This is a genomic window from Mesorhizobium sp. B2-8-9 (assembly GCF_006439475.1).
Lineage (GTDB): Bacteria > Pseudomonadota > Alphaproteobacteria > Rhizobiales > Rhizobiaceae > Mesorhizobium.
On record NZ_VFTQ01000003.1, the window covers coordinates 225,695 to 240,248 of the forward strand.

Annotated in this window: 16 protein-coding genes and 1 tRNA gene; 9 read left to right on the plus strand and 8 right to left on the minus strand. The window is 63.9% G+C overall.

The window, feature by feature from the left end; genetic code table 11:
* Nucleotides 1–122: 122 nt before the first annotated feature.
* Nucleotides 123–1,016 carry an SDR family oxidoreductase gene (locus FJ423_RS05425; protein WP_140839876.1) on the minus strand — a complete coding sequence of 298 codons (894 nt, stop codon included), beginning with the start codon at nucleotides 1,014–1,016 and terminating at the stop codon, nucleotides 123–125.
* Nucleotides 1,017–1,284: 268 nt separating this feature from the next.
* On the opposite strand from FJ423_RS05425, the gene FJ423_RS05430 reads away from it, so the two are divergent.
* A complete protein-coding gene (locus tag FJ423_RS05430) occupies nucleotides 1,285–1,695 on the plus strand; it encodes a helix-turn-helix domain-containing protein (protein WP_095764800.1) in 411 nt (136 codons plus the stop codon).
* Nucleotides 1,696–1,778: 83 nt separating this feature from the next.
* Complete coding sequence (locus FJ423_RS05435; RefSeq protein ID WP_140839878.1) at nucleotides 1,779–3,008, plus strand: NAD(P)/FAD-dependent oxidoreductase; 1,230 nt, start codon at nucleotides 1,779–1,781, stop codon at nucleotides 3,006–3,008.
* On the opposite strand, the gene FJ423_RS05440 is transcribed toward FJ423_RS05435, so the two are convergent.
* Entirely contained in the window at nucleotides 2,962–3,681 is a 720-nt protein-coding gene (locus FJ423_RS05440; protein ID WP_181174726.1) for a glutathione S-transferase family protein, read from the minus strand. The genes FJ423_RS05435 and FJ423_RS05440 overlap by 47 nt on opposite strands.
* 1 nt (nucleotide 3,682) lies before the next feature.
* A complete protein-coding gene (locus tag FJ423_RS05445) occupies nucleotides 3,683–3,988 on the minus strand; it encodes a Rieske (2Fe-2S) protein (RefSeq protein ID WP_140839882.1) in 306 nt (101 codons plus the stop codon).
* Between the two features lie 96 nt (nucleotides 3,989–4,084).
* On the opposite strand from FJ423_RS05445, the gene FJ423_RS05450 reads away from it, so the two are divergent.
* The 3 genes from FJ423_RS05450 (at nucleotide 4,085) to ilvC (ending at nucleotide 6,368) form a co-directional block, all read left to right on the plus strand.
* Nucleotides 4,085–4,540, plus strand: a complete 456-nt coding sequence (locus FJ423_RS05450) for a MarR family winged helix-turn-helix transcriptional regulator (protein ID WP_140839884.1) — start codon at nucleotides 4,085–4,087, stop codon at nucleotides 4,538–4,540.
* A gap of 129 nt (nucleotides 4,541–4,669) precedes the next feature.
* Complete coding sequence (locus FJ423_RS05455) at nucleotides 4,670–5,323, plus strand: TetR/AcrR family transcriptional regulator (protein ID WP_140839886.1); 654 nt, start codon at nucleotides 4,670–4,672, stop codon at nucleotides 5,321–5,323.
* 25 nt (nucleotides 5,324–5,348) lie between these two features.
* The gene (ilvC, locus tag FJ423_RS05460) at nucleotides 5,349–6,368 is read left to right on the plus strand and encodes a ketol-acid reductoisomerase (RefSeq protein WP_140839888.1); all 1,020 of its coding nucleotides are present in this window, start codon (nucleotides 5,349–5,351) and stop codon (nucleotides 6,366–6,368) included.
* Between the two features lie 566 nt (nucleotides 6,369–6,934).
* On the opposite strand, the gene FJ423_RS05465 is transcribed toward ilvC, so the two are convergent.
* Together FJ423_RS05465 and FJ423_RS05470 are read right to left on the minus strand one after the other, a co-directional pair.
* Entirely contained in the window at nucleotides 6,935–7,219 is a 285-nt protein-coding gene (locus FJ423_RS05465) for a PilZ domain-containing protein (protein WP_095764807.1), read from the minus strand.
* Between the two features lie 170 nt (nucleotides 7,220–7,389).
* Entirely contained in the window at nucleotides 7,390–7,974 is a 585-nt protein-coding gene (locus FJ423_RS05470; protein WP_140839890.1) for a BA14K family protein, read from the minus strand.
* 167 nt (nucleotides 7,975–8,141) lie between these two features.
* On the opposite strand from FJ423_RS05470, the gene FJ423_RS05475 reads away from it, so the two are divergent.
* On the plus strand, nucleotides 8,142–9,254 hold the full coding sequence (locus FJ423_RS05475; protein WP_140839892.1) for an endonuclease/exonuclease/phosphatase family protein: 1,113 nt from the start codon (nucleotides 8,142–8,144) through the stop codon (nucleotides 9,252–9,254).
* Nucleotides 9,255–9,259: 5 nt separating this feature from the next.
* Nucleotides 9,260–9,976 carry a hypothetical protein gene (locus FJ423_RS05480; protein WP_140840100.1) on the plus strand — a complete coding sequence of 239 codons (717 nt, stop codon included), beginning with the start codon at nucleotides 9,260–9,262 and terminating at the stop codon, nucleotides 9,974–9,976.
* A 73-nt stretch (nucleotides 9,977–10,049) separates the two neighbouring features.
* Here FJ423_RS05480 and FJ423_RS05485 read toward each other — a convergent pair whose 3' ends face one another.
* Genes FJ423_RS05485 through FJ423_RS05495 form a run of 3 tightly spaced genes read right to left on the minus strand, consistent with a single transcriptional unit; the run spans nucleotide 10,050 to nucleotide 13,259 of the window.
* A complete protein-coding gene (locus FJ423_RS05485) occupies nucleotides 10,050–11,267 on the minus strand; it encodes an ABC transporter permease (RefSeq protein ID WP_140839894.1) in 1,218 nt (405 codons plus the stop codon).
* Nucleotides 11,264–11,968 carry an ABC transporter ATP-binding protein gene (locus FJ423_RS05490; RefSeq protein WP_140839896.1) on the minus strand — a complete coding sequence of 235 codons (705 nt, stop codon included), beginning with the start codon at nucleotides 11,966–11,968 and terminating at the stop codon, nucleotides 11,264–11,266. The genes FJ423_RS05485 and FJ423_RS05490 overlap by 4 nt, the downstream gene beginning before the upstream one ends.
* 4 nt (nucleotides 11,969–11,972) lie before the next feature.
* On the minus strand, nucleotides 11,973–13,259 hold the full coding sequence (locus tag FJ423_RS05495; protein ID WP_140839898.1) for an efflux RND transporter periplasmic adaptor subunit: 1,287 nt from the start codon (nucleotides 13,257–13,259) through the stop codon (nucleotides 11,973–11,975).
* A gap of 132 nt (nucleotides 13,260–13,391) precedes the next feature.
* On the opposite strand from FJ423_RS05495, the gene FJ423_RS05500 reads away from it, so the two are divergent.
* Together FJ423_RS05500 and FJ423_RS05505 are read left to right on the plus strand one after the other, a co-directional pair.
* Nucleotides 13,392–14,294, plus strand: a complete 903-nt coding sequence (locus FJ423_RS05500; RefSeq protein WP_095764813.1) for a PhzF family phenazine biosynthesis protein — start codon at nucleotides 13,392–13,394, stop codon at nucleotides 14,292–14,294.
* A 163-nt stretch (nucleotides 14,295–14,457) separates the two neighbouring features.
* Nucleotides 14,458–14,533: transfer RNA gene (locus FJ423_RS05505), tRNA-Lys, on the plus strand.
* Nucleotides 14,534–14,554 lie beyond the last annotated feature (21 nt).

The window sequence follows — 14,554 nt, forward strand, 5'->3', positions numbered from 1 at the left end:
GCTGGACACCGCATCTCGGAAAGGCGCGCTTGTCGCGACCGCTGAGAGCCTGATCCGGCTCGGATCCCCAAGAAATCGAAGTGAAGCGCGCCGGGGGGACGACCTCCCAGGAGCGCCAGACTTCAGCCGAGCAATGCGGCCTTGTTCGCTTCGAGGAACTGTTTCAGCGTGCGCGGCTTGCGGCCTGAGAGCTTCTCGACCGCATCGGTCACCTCGCCTATGCGGCCGGCGCGGGTGTTGGCATCGAAGGAGACGATGATGCGGGCGAAGTCCTCGGGAACGCCCGCCGCTTTCACCCCTTCGGTCAGCGCCTCGTCCGGCAGTTGGATGACCTCCAGCGGCTTGCCGGTCACTTCGCTTACCAGCGCCGCAATTTCATTCGTGGTATAGGCCTGCGGGCCGGTCAGCGTGTAGATGTGGCTTTCCTTGGAGTCGGATGCGAGGCCGGCGGCGATGGCGGCCGCCATATCGTCGCGCGCGCCGTGAGCGATGCGCCCGTCGGCGGCCGAACTGTACCACTTGCCCGACGAAATGGCATGCGGCAGCGACCTGAACAGGTTCTCCTGATACCAGCCGTTGCGGAAGATGGTGTAGGGGATGCCGCTCGCCTTGATCGCCTCTTCGGTGCCGTAATGGTCGCCAGCAAACAGCACCGGCGAGCCGGGCTCCGGATTGGGCATCGAGGTGTAGAGCAGGTGCGAGACCTTGGCCGCCTTGGCCGCCGCCACCGCTGTCTGATGTTGTTTCAGGCGCCGGTCGCTTTTCAGGTCGAGCTCGCCCGTCGAGATGACAAGCACCCGGTCGGCGCCCGTGAACGCTGCTTCCAGCGAAGCCTTATCGTCGAAGTCGGCGGCTCTCACAGCGACGCCCCGCGCAGCCAGATCGGCGAGATTTTCCGGGTTGCGTGTGGTGGCGATGATATTGGCTGGCGCGACTTTCCGTTCGCCAAGCAGATGATTGATGACGGCGCGGCCAAGATGGCCGGAAGCACCGGTTACGAGAAGGGTTTCGGTCATCGGGTATCCCTTGAAAATGCCAATGGCGGGTCTGATTGATGGTCTCAAAAAGAGACCAGCGCTAAAATAGGAATTGACCGCAGGCTGTAAAGAAGGCAGTTTTTCGGGAGGTAGGCACTGCCAGGGAACCACCCCGGCCGGCCTAAAGCGCGTCGCGATCTTTCAGATTCGCTCCATGCGCTTTATGTTTTTGGTTTACGCATGTCTTTATCCCGAAACCGGTTCCCACTTTCGGGAGATGCTTTAGTTTCGATCAGCGGGTGTCGCGATGGACAGCAAGATCTTCAATCTGAAAGCCAAGCTCGAGGTCTACAAGGCCATGACGAACGGCGCCAATTTCGCCGATTGTCCGGTCCGCGACGTGATCCAGGGCATCAGCGGCAAATGGAGCTCGCTGCTGGTGATGGCACTGGCCGAGAAGCCCTATCGCTTTGGCGAGCTGCGCCGGCTGGTTCCCGACATCTCGCAGCGCATGCTGACGCAGACGCTCCATGATCTGCAGCGGGACGGCTACGTGCACCGCGAGGTGTTCCCGACCAAGCCGCCGAGCGTCGAATACAGCCTGACCGATCTTGGACGTTCGATGTTCCTGCCTCTGCAACAGCTCGTTCAATGGGCCGAACTCAATCATGACGCGGTGCGCGATGCGCGCGCCGCCTTCGACACCGCCCAGGGCTGATCTCTCGACACAAGCGTCAAAGCGCCCGATTGATCCGGCGCGTTCCAAGCGGGATTGTCCCCGCAGGGTCGGGTTGGGGGACGATGGGCAAGTCTTACGAGATCGCGATTGCCGGCGCTGGTCCGGCCGGGCTGGCGGCAGCGCTTTACCTCAAGCGGGCCGGACACAAGGTCACCATTTTCGAGCGTTTCGACGCGCCGAGACCTGTCGGCTCAGGCCTCATCCTGCAGCCGACCGGGCTGACAGTGCTCGCCGATCTCAGCCTGCTCGATGAGATCCTTTCACTTGGCAGCCGCATCGAGCGGCTGCACGGCACTGACGCCGGCAGCGGGCGCACGGTGCTCGAAGTCCGCTATGACGCGCGGCGCGGCCGCCGCTTCGGCCTCGCCGTGCATCGGGCGGCGCTGTTCGGGGTGCTCTACCGCGCCGCCTTGCGCAAAGCGATCGCCATCGAAACCGATGTCGAGGTCGAAACGCTGGAAGTCGGCGAGCGCGCGACGCTGGTCTGCAGCAACGGCAGGCGGCTCGGGCCGTTCGACCTCATTGTCGATGCCAGCGGCGCGCGCTCGAAACTGCGGTCATATCTCGGCGATAACGCCATGCCACGGCCGCTCGCCTATGGCGCATTCTGGGCGTCGCTCGGCTGGCGGGACGGCTTTGACAGAAGCGCGCTGCTGCAGCGCTACGACAAGGCAAGCATAATGGTCGGCGTGCTGCCCATCGGCCGGCCCGAGCCTGGCGCGCAAGACATGGCGGCTTTCTTCTGGAGCCTCAAGCCGGCCGATGCCGAACAGGTAAAGGCCGAGGGGCTCGAAGCATGGAAGTTGCGCGTGGTTTCGGTCTGGCCGGAGTGCGAGGCTTTCACCAGCCAGATCGACAGTTTCGAGCAGCTCTCGCTCGCCCGCTATGGCCACCACACGATGGCACTGCCCGCCGGCCGGCGGCTTGCCGTCATCGGCGATGCCGCGCATTCGACCAGCCCGCAGCTCGGGCAAGGCGCGAACATGGCGCTGCTCGACGCGGCGGCGCTCAGCCACGCGCTGGCGCACGCGAAAGGTGTCGACGACGCGCTCGACACCTACGCGAAAGCGAGGCGCTGGCATGTACGCGTGTTCCAGGCGCTGTCGCTGTCGCTGACGCCATTCTACCAGTCGGACTCCGCGGCCTTGCCCTTTGTCCGCGACCGTATGGTGGCGGCGCTGGCGAGAGTTCCGCCGGGGCCGCAATTCCTTGCGGCCATGGTCGCCGGAACCGTGATTGATCCGTTCAGGCGGATCGGGCTTGCGGAGTTGCAATGGCCTGCAGCCGGATGATCTCGGACAGGTAAGACCCCTTTGCCCGCAGGAAGGCGTGCAGCCGCCACGGATAGTCCGGGCTGACGGCTTCCTTCACCGATTTCCGTTCGCTCAACGCCTCGCGCCATGCCTGGACGAGCGGCTTGCCGCAGAGAATGCCGAAGTCGCCGATGCGGTCGAACGTGTCGAAATAGCGGAAGACCGGTCCGTAGACGGCGTCGACCAGCGAGAAACGATCTCCGGCGAACCACGGACCGCTTTGCCTTGCCGCGAGTTCTGCTTCCACACGCGCGAACATCCCTGACAAGCCTCTGCTTTCGCGGAGGAAAGCGGCTTCATCGGCAGCGGAATAGAAGCGGCCGATGGCATTGAGGATCGCCGAGCCGAATTCGATCCAGGCGCGATGCCTGGCCCGCAGCAGCGGATCGGCAGGGTGCAAGGGATTGACCTCCGTCTCCTCGAGAAATTCGAGGATGACGGCGGATTCGAAAATGACTTCCTGCGCGTCGCCATGCCGGACGCGCAGCAGCGGCACCTTGCCGAGCGGCGAGACCGCCTTGAACCAGTCGGGCTTGTTGGCAAGGTCGACATCGACCCGTTCGAACGGCACGCCTTTCTCGGCAAGCGAGATCGCGGCGCGCTGGACGTAGGGGCAGAGGTGATGGCTGACGAGGGTGAGCCTGGCGGTCATCTCATTCCCCCCAGACATAGTTCAGCGCGCCGTCTTCGACGCGGGTCGACAGGAACATCAGGCGGGAGCCCTTCGGCGCCGGGCCTTCGACACGCTCGCCGTTATCCATGTCGAACTTCGCGCCATGCCATTGGCAGACAAGTGAGCCGCCCTTGCATTCCAGCGGCCCGCCGAAATGCAGGCAGACATTGGCCGCGGCGCGGATGCGCTCGCCGCTGCGCCAGACATGTATCTCGCGGCCGAAGAACGGCGCGATCAGGCTGCCGGTTTGCGGGATATCGGCGATCTTGCAAATTTCCTGTTTCATAGGAGAACTCCTTGTCGATGCAATTGCATCTATATGGATGCATTTGCATTGATCGTCAAGCTTGATGCAAATGCATCTATCCGCTAGGCTTCGCCGATGACGAAGAAATCGCCATCGCCCGAAGCCGTCACCGCCTGGGCGCGCCTCATGCGCGTCTCGCGCCAACTGGTCGAAAAGACCGAGGACGCGCTGAAGGCCAGCGGGCTGCCGCCGCTAGGCTGGTATGACGTGCTGCACGAGCTGGCGGAAGCGGGCGAGGGAGGGCTGCGGCCGTTCGAGCTGATCGATCGCGTTCTGTTGGCACAGTACGGCGTTTCAAGGCTCCTGGCCCGGCTGGAAGCGAATCGCCTGGTCGAAAAGCTGCCGGTCTCCGATGACGGCCGGGGCCAGACCGTGCGCATCACGCCAAGCGGTCGGGACATGCGCCGCCGCATCTGGGCTGTCTATGGCGCTTCGATCGCGGACCAAATGGGCGACAGGCTTTCAGCCCAGGATCTGAAGACATTGGCTAGCCTTCTCGGACGGCTGCGTGATCCGCCGATAAGCGATTAGCGGGCGAGCCCTTCGCTGTTCTGCCGGATCGTTTTTCGCCGCGGCCCCTTGCATCCGAAACCGGAATGCGCAATAAGCCGAACCGTAACGTACGGTACGCATCCGAGCGACCGGAAAACAGGACAGAACGTGCTGCAGGCAGGCGCCGACATCGACAACAGCGAGACGCTCACCGAGCGCCAGCAGGCCGTTCTGGATGCGGCGCTTCGTCTGCTGGTCGAGGAGGGCGACAACCTGACCATGACTGCGGTGGCGCGGCGGGCAAGCTGCTCCAAGGAGACGCTATACAAGTGGTTCGGAGACCGTGACGGGCTGCTGACGGCTACAGTGCAGTGGCAGGCGTCCAAAGTGCGCGTGGCGCCGGTCGATCGCGAAGGGCTCGATCTTGCTTCGCTCACCGCGAGCCTCGAACGCTTCGCATCAGACTGGCTCAAGGTGATTTCCAGCGACACCTCGATCGCGCTCAACCGTGTCGCGGTCAGCCATGCCGGCTCGGGCAAGGACGATCTCGGCGCCGTCGTGCTGCAGAACGGCCGCTTTGCCTTGGCGAAGCGCCTGAAGCCTGTGCTCGAAGCCGGACGCCAGGCAGGACTGCTCGATTTCGAGGACGCCGAGACGGTGTTCCGGACCTTTTTCGGCTTGGTCGGCCGGGACGTGCAGATACGTCTGCTGCTCGGCGATCGGGTGGAATTGACTGGGGCGACGATCGGCGGCGATGCCCGCCGCGCGACGCAACAGTTTCTCGCTCTTTTCGGAGCAAAAACCGGGCCGCAGGCCCTCTGATCTTCAAACGGGAAGGAAGACCACAATGCGTGTCTATTACGATCGTGACGCCGATCTGAACCTCATCAAGGGCAAGAAGGTCGCCATCATCGGCTATGGCAGCCAGGGCCGGGCGCACGCGCTCAATCTCAAGGATTCCGGCGTCAAGGAGATCGCCATCGGCCTGAAGGCCGGCTCGGCGACCGCCAAGAAGGTCGAGGCCGACGGGCTCAAGGTGATGAGCGTGGCGGACGCCGCCAAATGGGCCGACCTGATGATGATGGCGACGCCCGACGAATTGCAGGCCGACATCTACAAAAACGAGATCGCGCCGAATATCCGCGACGGCGCCGCGATCGCCTTCGCGCACGGCCTCAACGTGCATTTCGGCCTGATCGAGCCGAAGGCGTCGGTCGACGTCGTCATGATCGCGCCGAAGGGCCCGGGCCACACGGTGCGCGGCGAATACCAGAAGGGCGGCGGCGTGCCGTGCCTGGTGGCCGTCAACCAGGACGCTTCGGGCAACGCACTCGACCTCGCGCTCTCCTACGCCTGCGGCGTCGGCGGCGGCCGTTCGGGCATCATCGAGACCAATTTCCGCGAGGAATGCGAGACCGACCTGTTCGGCGAGCAGGTGGTGCTGTGCGGCGGTCTGGTCGAGTTGATCCGCGCTGGTTTCGAGACGCTGGTGGAAGCCGGCTACGCGCCGGAAATGGCCTATTTCGAGTGCCTGCACGAGGTGAAGCTGATCGTCGACCTGATCTATGAAGGCGGCATCGCCAACATGAACTACTCGATCTCGAACACCGCCGAATGGGGCGAATATGTCTCGGGTCCGCGCATCATCACCGCCGACACCAAAGCCGAGATGAAGCGCATCCTGAAGGACATCCAGACCGGCAAGTTCACCTCGGAATGGATGCAGGAATATCGGGCCGGCCTGTCGCGCTTCAAGGGCATCCGCCGTGGCAACGACAGCCACCAGATCGAGGAAGTCGGCGCCAAGCTGCGCGCGATGATGCCGTGGATCGCCAAGAACAAGCTGGTCGACAAGGCGAAGAACTAAGGCGATCCACGTCTTTTTGCCTGCGCGTCCTCGGGCTTCGCCCTGCGGTCGCGCGGGTGATCGCCAAGAACAAGCTGGTCGACAAGGCGAAGAACTAAACTAATTCTCGTTTTGTTGTGCATCTCATGAGACCGGCGGAGCGATCCGCCGGCCTTTTCTCTAGTGGTTCTGCATAGGGATTTTGACCGGTTGGCCATGTTTGTGTTGGCGGGTGGCATGCCCTGGAGATTGGCCAAAGCGCCCACCCAGTCGTCATCCACGGGCGGAGCAAGGAGCGAAGCGACGCGCGCAGACCCGAGGATCCACGCCGTGACGCAAGAGCGCTGCTGCGGTGCAGATTCTGCTCCGATGCATTCCACGGCTCAGGTCACGGAATGGATTCCAGGGTCTTCGCGACGCCGCTTCGCGGCTGCTCCGCCCTGGAATGACGAGGTTGGGAGGCTTCGGCCAATCCCCGGCGTTTGCACTGATTTCACGGAAAGGAACGGTGAAAATCGTATCCGTCGACAAACCGCAACCTTTTAAACTCCGTGTGCATAACCACTAGGCAAGCCAGTCGCCGCGGCTCACCCGTAATGCCAGTGCGGCTTGGGCTCGGTGCCGGTGAACTCGACGCCGATGCGGTCCTCGCGGCGCCAACGGACCACCGCCCTATAGCCGATGCCGTCGATCGGCACATAGAGAAGGAATTCGTCCGGCACGCGTGCATCGATCGGCACTTTCAACTCTGCGCCGTTAGCATGCATGTTGCGCACCGTGCATCTGACCTCGGAATTGTTGATGCCGGTCAGGATCGCCGCGCCTTTGAGCACGCGTTGCCTGTGTTGGTTTCTGTGTTCGTTTTCGGCCATGGCGTGCACGTCTCGCACCCCGTTCGCGCGAATCGTCATATTGAGGGACAACGGCATGGATGAATAGCCGCCGCCGATGAATTTAGGGTTATCGGCCGATGGCGGACACAGGTTCGGCAAAATAAAACGGCGCCGCGAAGGGCGCCGTCTCATCCTTCCTGCCGAAGGGCTCAGATATAGGGCGAGATGCACTGCCGGCGCGGGCCGTAATTGGGCTGGAACGTGTTGTCCCAGGCCCGATAGGACCGGTAGCGGTCGTAGCACCATTGGACATGGGCCCTGGAAAGCCGCTCGGTCCGGTAGATGCGCCGCGGCTGAACGTAGCGCGGGTAGGGGTCGTAATAATATGGATCGTAGTAGTTGTTGTAGGCGAGGCTACCCAGGCCCAGGCCTAGCCCAAGCCCCAGAAGGGCGGCGTCACCATTGTCGAAATGCCGATGATGGCGATGATGCCGCCAGCGCCAGTCGCCGCCATCCCAATTGCGGGAGAAATGACGAGAGCGGAAGTCGTCGCCGCGCCATCTGAAATCCCGGCCCCGCCAGTCGCCACCGCGCCGCCAGCGCCAGTCATACATCCCCTGCCGGTCGTTGCCGCCGGCCCAACTGTCGCGGATGGGTATGATGGTTGCCGCCGTGCTGGTTGCGATCGACAGATCGGGTTGCAGGATTGGGCCGGCCACCGACGGTGCCGTCACGCCGGCAACGAAACCGAGGGCCAGGAGCCCGGATCGAAGGGAAGAGAAAAGCGGTTTCATTTCACTCTCCAAGGAGCAAAGGCCCCACGCCCAGCACACCCCGGGAAGAGGCCCATTGTTGGAACTTTCCGTCTGAACGGAAGATGAACGGAAAGGTTCCATCAACCATAACGAGTATCGCGCCTGGCTCTTGTTTTCGTCCCCGCTTGCGGGCAAAGGTCACGGCCATGTCGCTTCGGCTTGCCACCTTCAACGTCGAGAACCTGATGAGCAGGTTCGATTTCTCGGGCTATCGCAACCAGCTCAATGAAGACCGCACGCTGGCGCTGTTCGATATCCAGAGCGAGGCCGAATACCGGTTTCTCGAGCAGGCTCGTGCCATCGCCCAGTCCGACGACACGCGCCAGCTGACGGCGCTCGCCATAGCAGCCACCCGCGCCGACATCATCTGCATGCAGGAGGTCGACAACATCGAGGCGCTGAAGGCTTTCGAATATGGCTATCTGTTCAAGATGATCGGCCAGGGCTACCGGCAGAAATACACCACCGCCGGCAACGATACGCGCGGCATCGATGTCGCGGTGATGATGCGCAATGAAACAGCGCAAGGGCAGCCGATCGACTTCGTGCGCATGACCAGCCACGCCTATGTCACCTTCGAGGAGTTCGGGCTGTTCACGCCGGAGCTCGCCGCGCTCGGCTATCTCGCCAATGAGCGTGTCTTTCGCCGCGACTGCCTGGAGATCGACCTGAGGGTCGGCGGCGTGCCGTTGACGCTCTATCTGGTGCATTTCAAATCGATGGGGCCGCCGCGCAACGGGCTGGATGGCCGCCAGGCGTCGATGCCGCTGCGCATCGCGGAAGCGCAAGCGGTGCGCCGCATCGTCGAGGAGCGTTTCGGCAAGGACCATGCCGCCGACAAACGCTGGGCCATCTGCGGCGACATGAACGATTACCGGCAACGCGTGAAGATCGATGGCGACGCCATCGACGGCTACCGTTTCGAGGTTGTCGACGAAACCCTGTCCTCGATCGATGTGCTCACCGCAGGCGGCTTTTGCGAGAATGTTGTCGAGCGGCGTCCGGAGATGGACCGCTGGAGCTTCTACCATACGCGCGGCCCGGAGGAGCGGCACCTTTGCCAGCTCGACTATATCCTGCTGTCGAAGGGGCTGGCCGCGAAGAACGCCACCGCCGTTCCCGACATCATCCGCAATGGCCAGCCCTGGCGCACCATCTTTCCGCCCGGACAGGAGGTCGAACGTTTCCCGCGCGCGGGCTGGGACAGGCCGAAAGCGTCGGACCATTGCCCGGTGGCGATCACAGTGGACATGGCGTGACGCTGTTGAGTTTCGACCTGCCGCGCAACGTCATCCTTCCGGTCGATGCGGTCGATGTCCGCCTCGATCCCGGCCCGCATCCCTTCGCGCTGAGCAATGCTGCAGCCATCGCCGAGAACTGGCGGCAGGAGATCACCGCCAATCCGGCATTGTTCGATGGCGCTGTGGTGCTGCTTGCCGAGCTTGCCTACCGCGACGGTCGCCTCGTCGGCCGCTGCCACGCAGTCAACTATTCGACCTTCATGCTGTGGCGCAAGCGGCGCGAGAATTCCGGCGCCGAGCACGCCTACGCGCATGCCGTGCTGGTCGCCGGCGACAATGCGCTGGTGGCGATCCGCATGGGGCCGCATACGGTCAATGCCGGCCGCGTCTATTTCGCCGCCGGCTCCTTCGAGCCGATCGATTTCCGCGACGGACTGGTCGATGTCGACTTCAACATGATCCGCGAGGTGAGGGAGGAGACCGGGCTGGACCTTTCGACGGCTGAACGCGGACAGCGCTATCACGCGCTATCGACGGCAAGCGGTACGGTCATCTTCCGCCGCTACCGGGTCGCGGAATCCGCCGACGAGTTGGCGCGGCGTATCACCGCCTTCGTCGCCGCCGAGACCGACCCGGAGATCGAAGGGCCGGTCATCATCCGCCACGCCGGCGATCTGCCCGCCGGCCTGATGCCGCACATGAAGCCGCTGGTCGAGTGGCATTTCGGCGGCGATCGTTAGCAGCACCCCCCGCTCTTTCAGCGCTGCCTCACCACAAGATCAGGGGGCACAGGCGCGGAACGTTGTTTTCTGACTATTCGTGCCTGAGCGCGTCGATCGGGTCGAGCCTTGCGCCGCGCAGCGCCGGGAAGAAGCCGAACACCATGCCGATCAGCGCAGAGAAGCCGACGGCGAGCAGGACGACGGCGGGACTTGGCGCGAAGGGTATCGTCAGCGTCATCGAGGCGAGGCCGGCCAGCGAAAGCCCGATCAGGATGCCGATGATGCCGCCAAAGAGCGACAGCACCGTCGCCTCGACCAGGAACTGGATGAGGATGTGTTTTTCATGCGCGCCGATGGCCAGCCTGATGCCGATCTCGCGCGTGCGTTCGGTGACCGAGACCAGCATGATATTCATGATGCCGATGCCGCCGACCAGCAGGCTGACGCCGGCGACGGCGCCGAGCATGCCGGTCATGGTCGTGGTGGCGCTGGTCATCGCATCCGCGATCTGGGTCATGTCGCGGATGGCGAAATCGGGATCTCGGTCGGGCGTGATACGGCGTGTGTCGCGCAAAATGTCCTCGACGCGCGACTGCAGCTCGGTGGTCGGGGTGCGGTCGTCGGCGGCGATATAAATGTTGTCGATGTCGCGGTTGCCGGCGATGCGCCGTTGATAGGCGTGCAGCGGCATCAGCACGACATTGTCCTGGTCCTGGCCGAAGCCGGTGTAGCCCTTGGGCTCGAGCAGGCCGATGATCTTGCAGGAGGTGCGGTTGACGCGGATGATCTCACCCTCCGGATCGCCGGCGCCGAAGAATTGCTGGCGCACGGTTTCGCCGATCAGGCACACACCGGCGCCGGCGCGCGATTCGGAATCGCTGAACGGGCGGCCTGACACCAGCTTCCAGTCGCGGGCGTCGAGATAGGCGCTGTCGGTGCCGGTCACGCCCGAGGTGAGGCTTTCGGTGCCGAAGATGACGCGGACCTGCTTTTGCGAGGCCGGCGAAATCGCGCGCGCGCCGCTCAGATGCGCGACGAGCGCGGCGACATCCTTTTCGGCCAGCGGCCGCACCGCCTGGTCGAGCCCTCCCGGTCCGCCGGGGCCTGCCGGCCGGCCGGCGCGGACGACGAGCAGGTTGCTGCCGAGCTTGGAAATATCGGCCTTGACCTTCTCCGTCGTGCCGGAACCAATGGTGAGCATGGCGATGACGGCGGCGACGCCGATGACGATGCCAAGCAACGTCAGGAACGAGCGCAATACGTTGCGGCGGATCGAGCGCAGCGAGAGGCGCACGGTCTCCCAGATCATGCCGCTTGCTCCGCTAAGGTGTCGGAGGCGACATGGCCGTCGAGGAAACGGACGGTGCGGCCGGCATAGTTCGCGACGTCGGCCTCGTGCGTGACCATGACGATGGAGAGCCCGAGCTCGGCGTTGAGCCTTGTCAGCAGTTCCATGATCTCGTGCGTGCGCGCCGTGTCGAGATTGCCGGTGGGCTCGTCGGCGACCAGCAGCGTCGGTCTGGTGACGATGGCGCGGGCGATCGCCACGCGCTGCTGCTGGCCGCCGGAAAGCTCGGCCGGCGTGTGGTGCTCGCGCCCGACCAGCCCGACCTCGGCCAGCGCCTGCATGGCGAGATCGCGGCGCTCGCGCGCGGCAACGCCGCGATAGATCAGCGGCAGCTCGACATTTTCCGCCGCAGTCGTGCGCGGCAGCAGATTGTAGCCTTGGAAGACGAAGCCGACATAAAGGTTGCGCAAAAGCGCGCGGCGGTTGCGGTCGAGGCGGCCCGCATCGATGCCCATGAAACAGTAGGTTCCGGCCGTCGGCGTATCGAGGCAGCCGATGATGTTCATCGCCGTCGATTTGCCCGAGCCCGAGGGACCCATGATGGCGACGAATTCGCCGCGCCGGATGGCGAGGTCGACGCCGGCCAGCGCGTGCACGCGAGCCTCGCCCTCGCCATAGCTCTTCCAGACCTTGTCGAAGGTGATGAGCAGGGGAGCCGACATTTCGTCAGCTCCGCTGCTGCGCGCCGGTGATGACTTGCGCGCCTTCGTCGAGGCCGGAGGTGATCTCGGTCAGCTCGCCGTCGGTCGAGCCGATCCTGACGTTGACCGGACGTGGCCGGCCGTTCTCCAGCACATAGAGCGTGCGCGAGCCGTCGGTCGGCGCCTTCGTTGCCTCGCGCTGCCGGTTGGGGCGGCCCATGCGGCCGGTGAAGAGGTCGCTAAGGCTCCAGCCGCGTGCCTGCTGTTGCATCGGGCGATAGCGGAAAGCGGTCGACGGGACGGTAAGCACGCTTTTGGCCTGCCGAGTCACCACCGAGACCGTGGCCGTCATACCGGGCCGCAAGAGAAGCTCGCCATTGTCGACTTCGAGGCGGGCATTGTAGGTGACAACGCCGTCGGTGGTGACCGAGGCGTAGGAGATGTCGCGGATCTCGGCGTCGAAGGGTCGGTCCGGGAAAGCGTCGACGGTGAAGCGGGCGTGCTGGCCGGGCTTGACCTCGCCGATATCGGCCTCGTCGACCGCAGCCTGCAATTCCATGTTACGAAGGTCGGCGGCGATGACGAAGAGCACCGGCGCCTGCAGCGAGGACGCGACGGTCTGGCCAGGGTCGACCGAGCGCGTCAGCACGATGCCGTCGATCGGCGCATAGATGGTGCTCTTGGCGAGATCGGTCTGCTGCGCCTTGAGATCTGCCTGAGCGATGGCGAGATTGGCTTCGGCGCTGTCGAGCGCCGCCTTCGAGCGGTCGCGCGTCGCCGTCGCCGCTTCGAGCGACTGGTCCGTCGCCATGCCGCGCTTGGTCAGCGCGTTTGCGCGCACAACCGCGTTCTCGTTTTCCTGCAAGGTCACCTTGGCGTCCTCGACGGCGGCCGCCGCCGCCTTGGCGGAGGCGGTGGCGCGCTCGATCTGGACCTCCAGCTTGGCGGTGTCGAGCGTCGCCAGCACGTCGCCCTTCTTGACCCGCTGATTTTCATTGGCCGCGACCGAGCGGACTATGCCGGAAAGCTCGCTGGAGATGTCGACCTGGGTCAGCGGCTGCAGCGTGCCGGTGGCCGATACCGCGACGGTGAGGTCGGCGACCGCCGCGGGCACGGCGGTGTATTCGATCCTGGGAGGTGCTGCGGCATACCATCGATAGAGGGCAACGCCGGCGGCGATGATCGCTATCGCCAGCAGCGCGTAGAACCAGAAGCGGCGACGCTTGCGGCTTACGCCCTTGCGGTCGAGCCCGAGCGCTGCCTCTATGGAAGTACCGGATTCCGCGTTTGGCGGATTGACAAGCTGGTCCACGCCGGACCCCTATGCTGAAAATGGATGTCCCTATCCGTCCACAAATCAGGCCTTAAGGTTCGAATTTCAAATTAAATTTCCCTCATGTTTGGATTGAGGCAGAAATTCGGGGCGAGGCGAAAGGTTTTCTCCATGGCGCGCAATTACTTGCTTTACGATGTGTTTACCACCGAAAGGCTGGCTGGAAATCCGCTTGCGGTGGTGCTGGACAGCGACGGGCTCGACACTGCCGGCATGCAGGCGATCGCACGTGAATTCAATCTGTCTGAGACAGTGTTCGTGCTGCCTCCCGACAATCCGAAGCATCGCAACCGCATACGCATCTTCACGCCCGACTATGAGATGCCTTTCGCGGGGCATCCGACGGTCGGCTCGGCGATCGCGCTGGCCGAACTCGCCGGCGAGGCCGCCGGCATTTTCGTGCTGGAGGAGAATATCGGGCCGGTGCGTTGCGCGGTGAGCAAGCATGACGGCTCGACATTCGCTGAGTTCGACCTGGCGAAACTGCCGGAACCGCTGGAGCTCAAGGCTGACCCGGACGCGATCGGCGCCGCGCTCGGCCTTGCCCCGCACGAGATCGGCTTCGAGAATCACCGCGTCGCCTTCTGGTCGGCCGGCGTGCCTTATGTGACGATTCCCGTTGCCGGCCTGGAGGAGGCGGCCAAGATCCGGCTCGACAACCAGGCGTGGTCGGAATTGGCGCCGCGCAAGAGCGAATGGGCCTTCGCCAGCCCCTATGTCTATTGCCGCGAGACGGTGCATCACGACAGCGCCTTCCATGCCCGCATGATCGTGCCCGGCACGCCTTCCTATGAGGACCCGGCGACCGGTTCGGCCGCGGCCGCCTTTGCCGGCGCCATCATGCATTTCGACGCCCCGACCGACGGCATCTCGCAGCTCTGGATCGAGCAGGGGCTGGAAATGGGCCGGCCGTCGCGCATCCGGCTCGAGCTCAATGTCGATGGCGGGAAACTGGCCTCCGCGCGCATTGGCGGCCACGCGGTCAAGGTGGCTGAAGGCAAGCTATTCGTGTGACACCTGCGGGCTTTTTTGGCAGGCATGATCTTTTCCCGAAAAACCGGAATCCACTTTTCGCGATCATGCCGTGTCGATTTGTCGGGAAATGATCCGGCAGGGCCTAGACACAGCCGAAAGCGGCGGCTATATGCGCCGCCGACGCTGAGTTTTCCGGCGGTGTGGGTGTGTAGCTCAGTTGGTAGAGCAGCTGACTCTTAATCAGCGGGTCCACAGTTCGATCCTGTGCACACCCACCATTTTTTCCGATGGTATTTCTC

Bases quoted from the DNA above. Each gene is read 5' to 3' on its own strand.
- FJ423_RS05425 (WP_140839876.1), bottom strand. From the start codon at position 1,016: ATGACCGAAACCCTTCTCGTAACCGGTGCTTCCGGCCATCTTGGCCGC.
- FJ423_RS05430 (WP_095764800.1), top strand. From the start codon at position 1,285: ATGGACAGCAAGATCTTCAATCTGAAAGCCAAGCTCGAGGTCTACAAG.
- FJ423_RS05435 (WP_140839878.1), top strand. From the start codon at position 1,779: ATGGGCAAGTCTTACGAGATCGCGATTGCCGGCGCTGGTCCGGCCGGG.
- FJ423_RS05440 (WP_181174726.1), bottom strand. From the start codon at position 3,681: ATGACCGCCAGGCTCACCCTCGTCAGCCATCACCTCTGCCCCTACGTC.
- FJ423_RS05445 (WP_140839882.1), bottom strand. From the start codon at position 3,988: ATGAAACAGGAAATTTGCAAGATCGCCGATATCCCGCAAACCGGCAGC.
- FJ423_RS05450 (WP_140839884.1), top strand. From the start codon at position 4,085: ATGACGAAGAAATCGCCATCGCCCGAAGCCGTCACCGCCTGGGCGCGC.
- ilvC (WP_140839888.1), top strand. From the start codon at position 5,349: ATGCGTGTCTATTACGATCGTGACGCCGATCTGAACCTCATCAAGGGC.
- FJ423_RS05465 (WP_095764807.1), bottom strand. From the start codon at position 7,219: ATGGCCGAAAACGAACACAGAAACCAACACAGGCAACGCGTGCTCAAA.
- FJ423_RS05470 (WP_140839890.1), bottom strand. From the start codon at position 7,974: ATGAAACCGCTTTTCTCTTCCCTTCGATCCGGGCTCCTGGCCCTCGGT.
- FJ423_RS05475 (WP_140839892.1), top strand. From the start codon at position 8,142: ATGTCGCTTCGGCTTGCCACCTTCAACGTCGAGAACCTGATGAGCAGG.
- FJ423_RS05485 (WP_140839894.1), bottom strand. From the start codon at position 11,267: ATGATCTGGGAGACCGTGCGCCTCTCGCTGCGCTCGATCCGCCGCAAC.
- FJ423_RS05490 (WP_140839896.1), bottom strand. From the start codon at position 11,968: ATGTCGGCTCCCCTGCTCATCACCTTCGACAAGGTCTGGAAGAGCTAT.
- FJ423_RS05500 (WP_095764813.1), top strand. From the start codon at position 13,392: ATGGCGCGCAATTACTTGCTTTACGATGTGTTTACCACCGAAAGGCTG.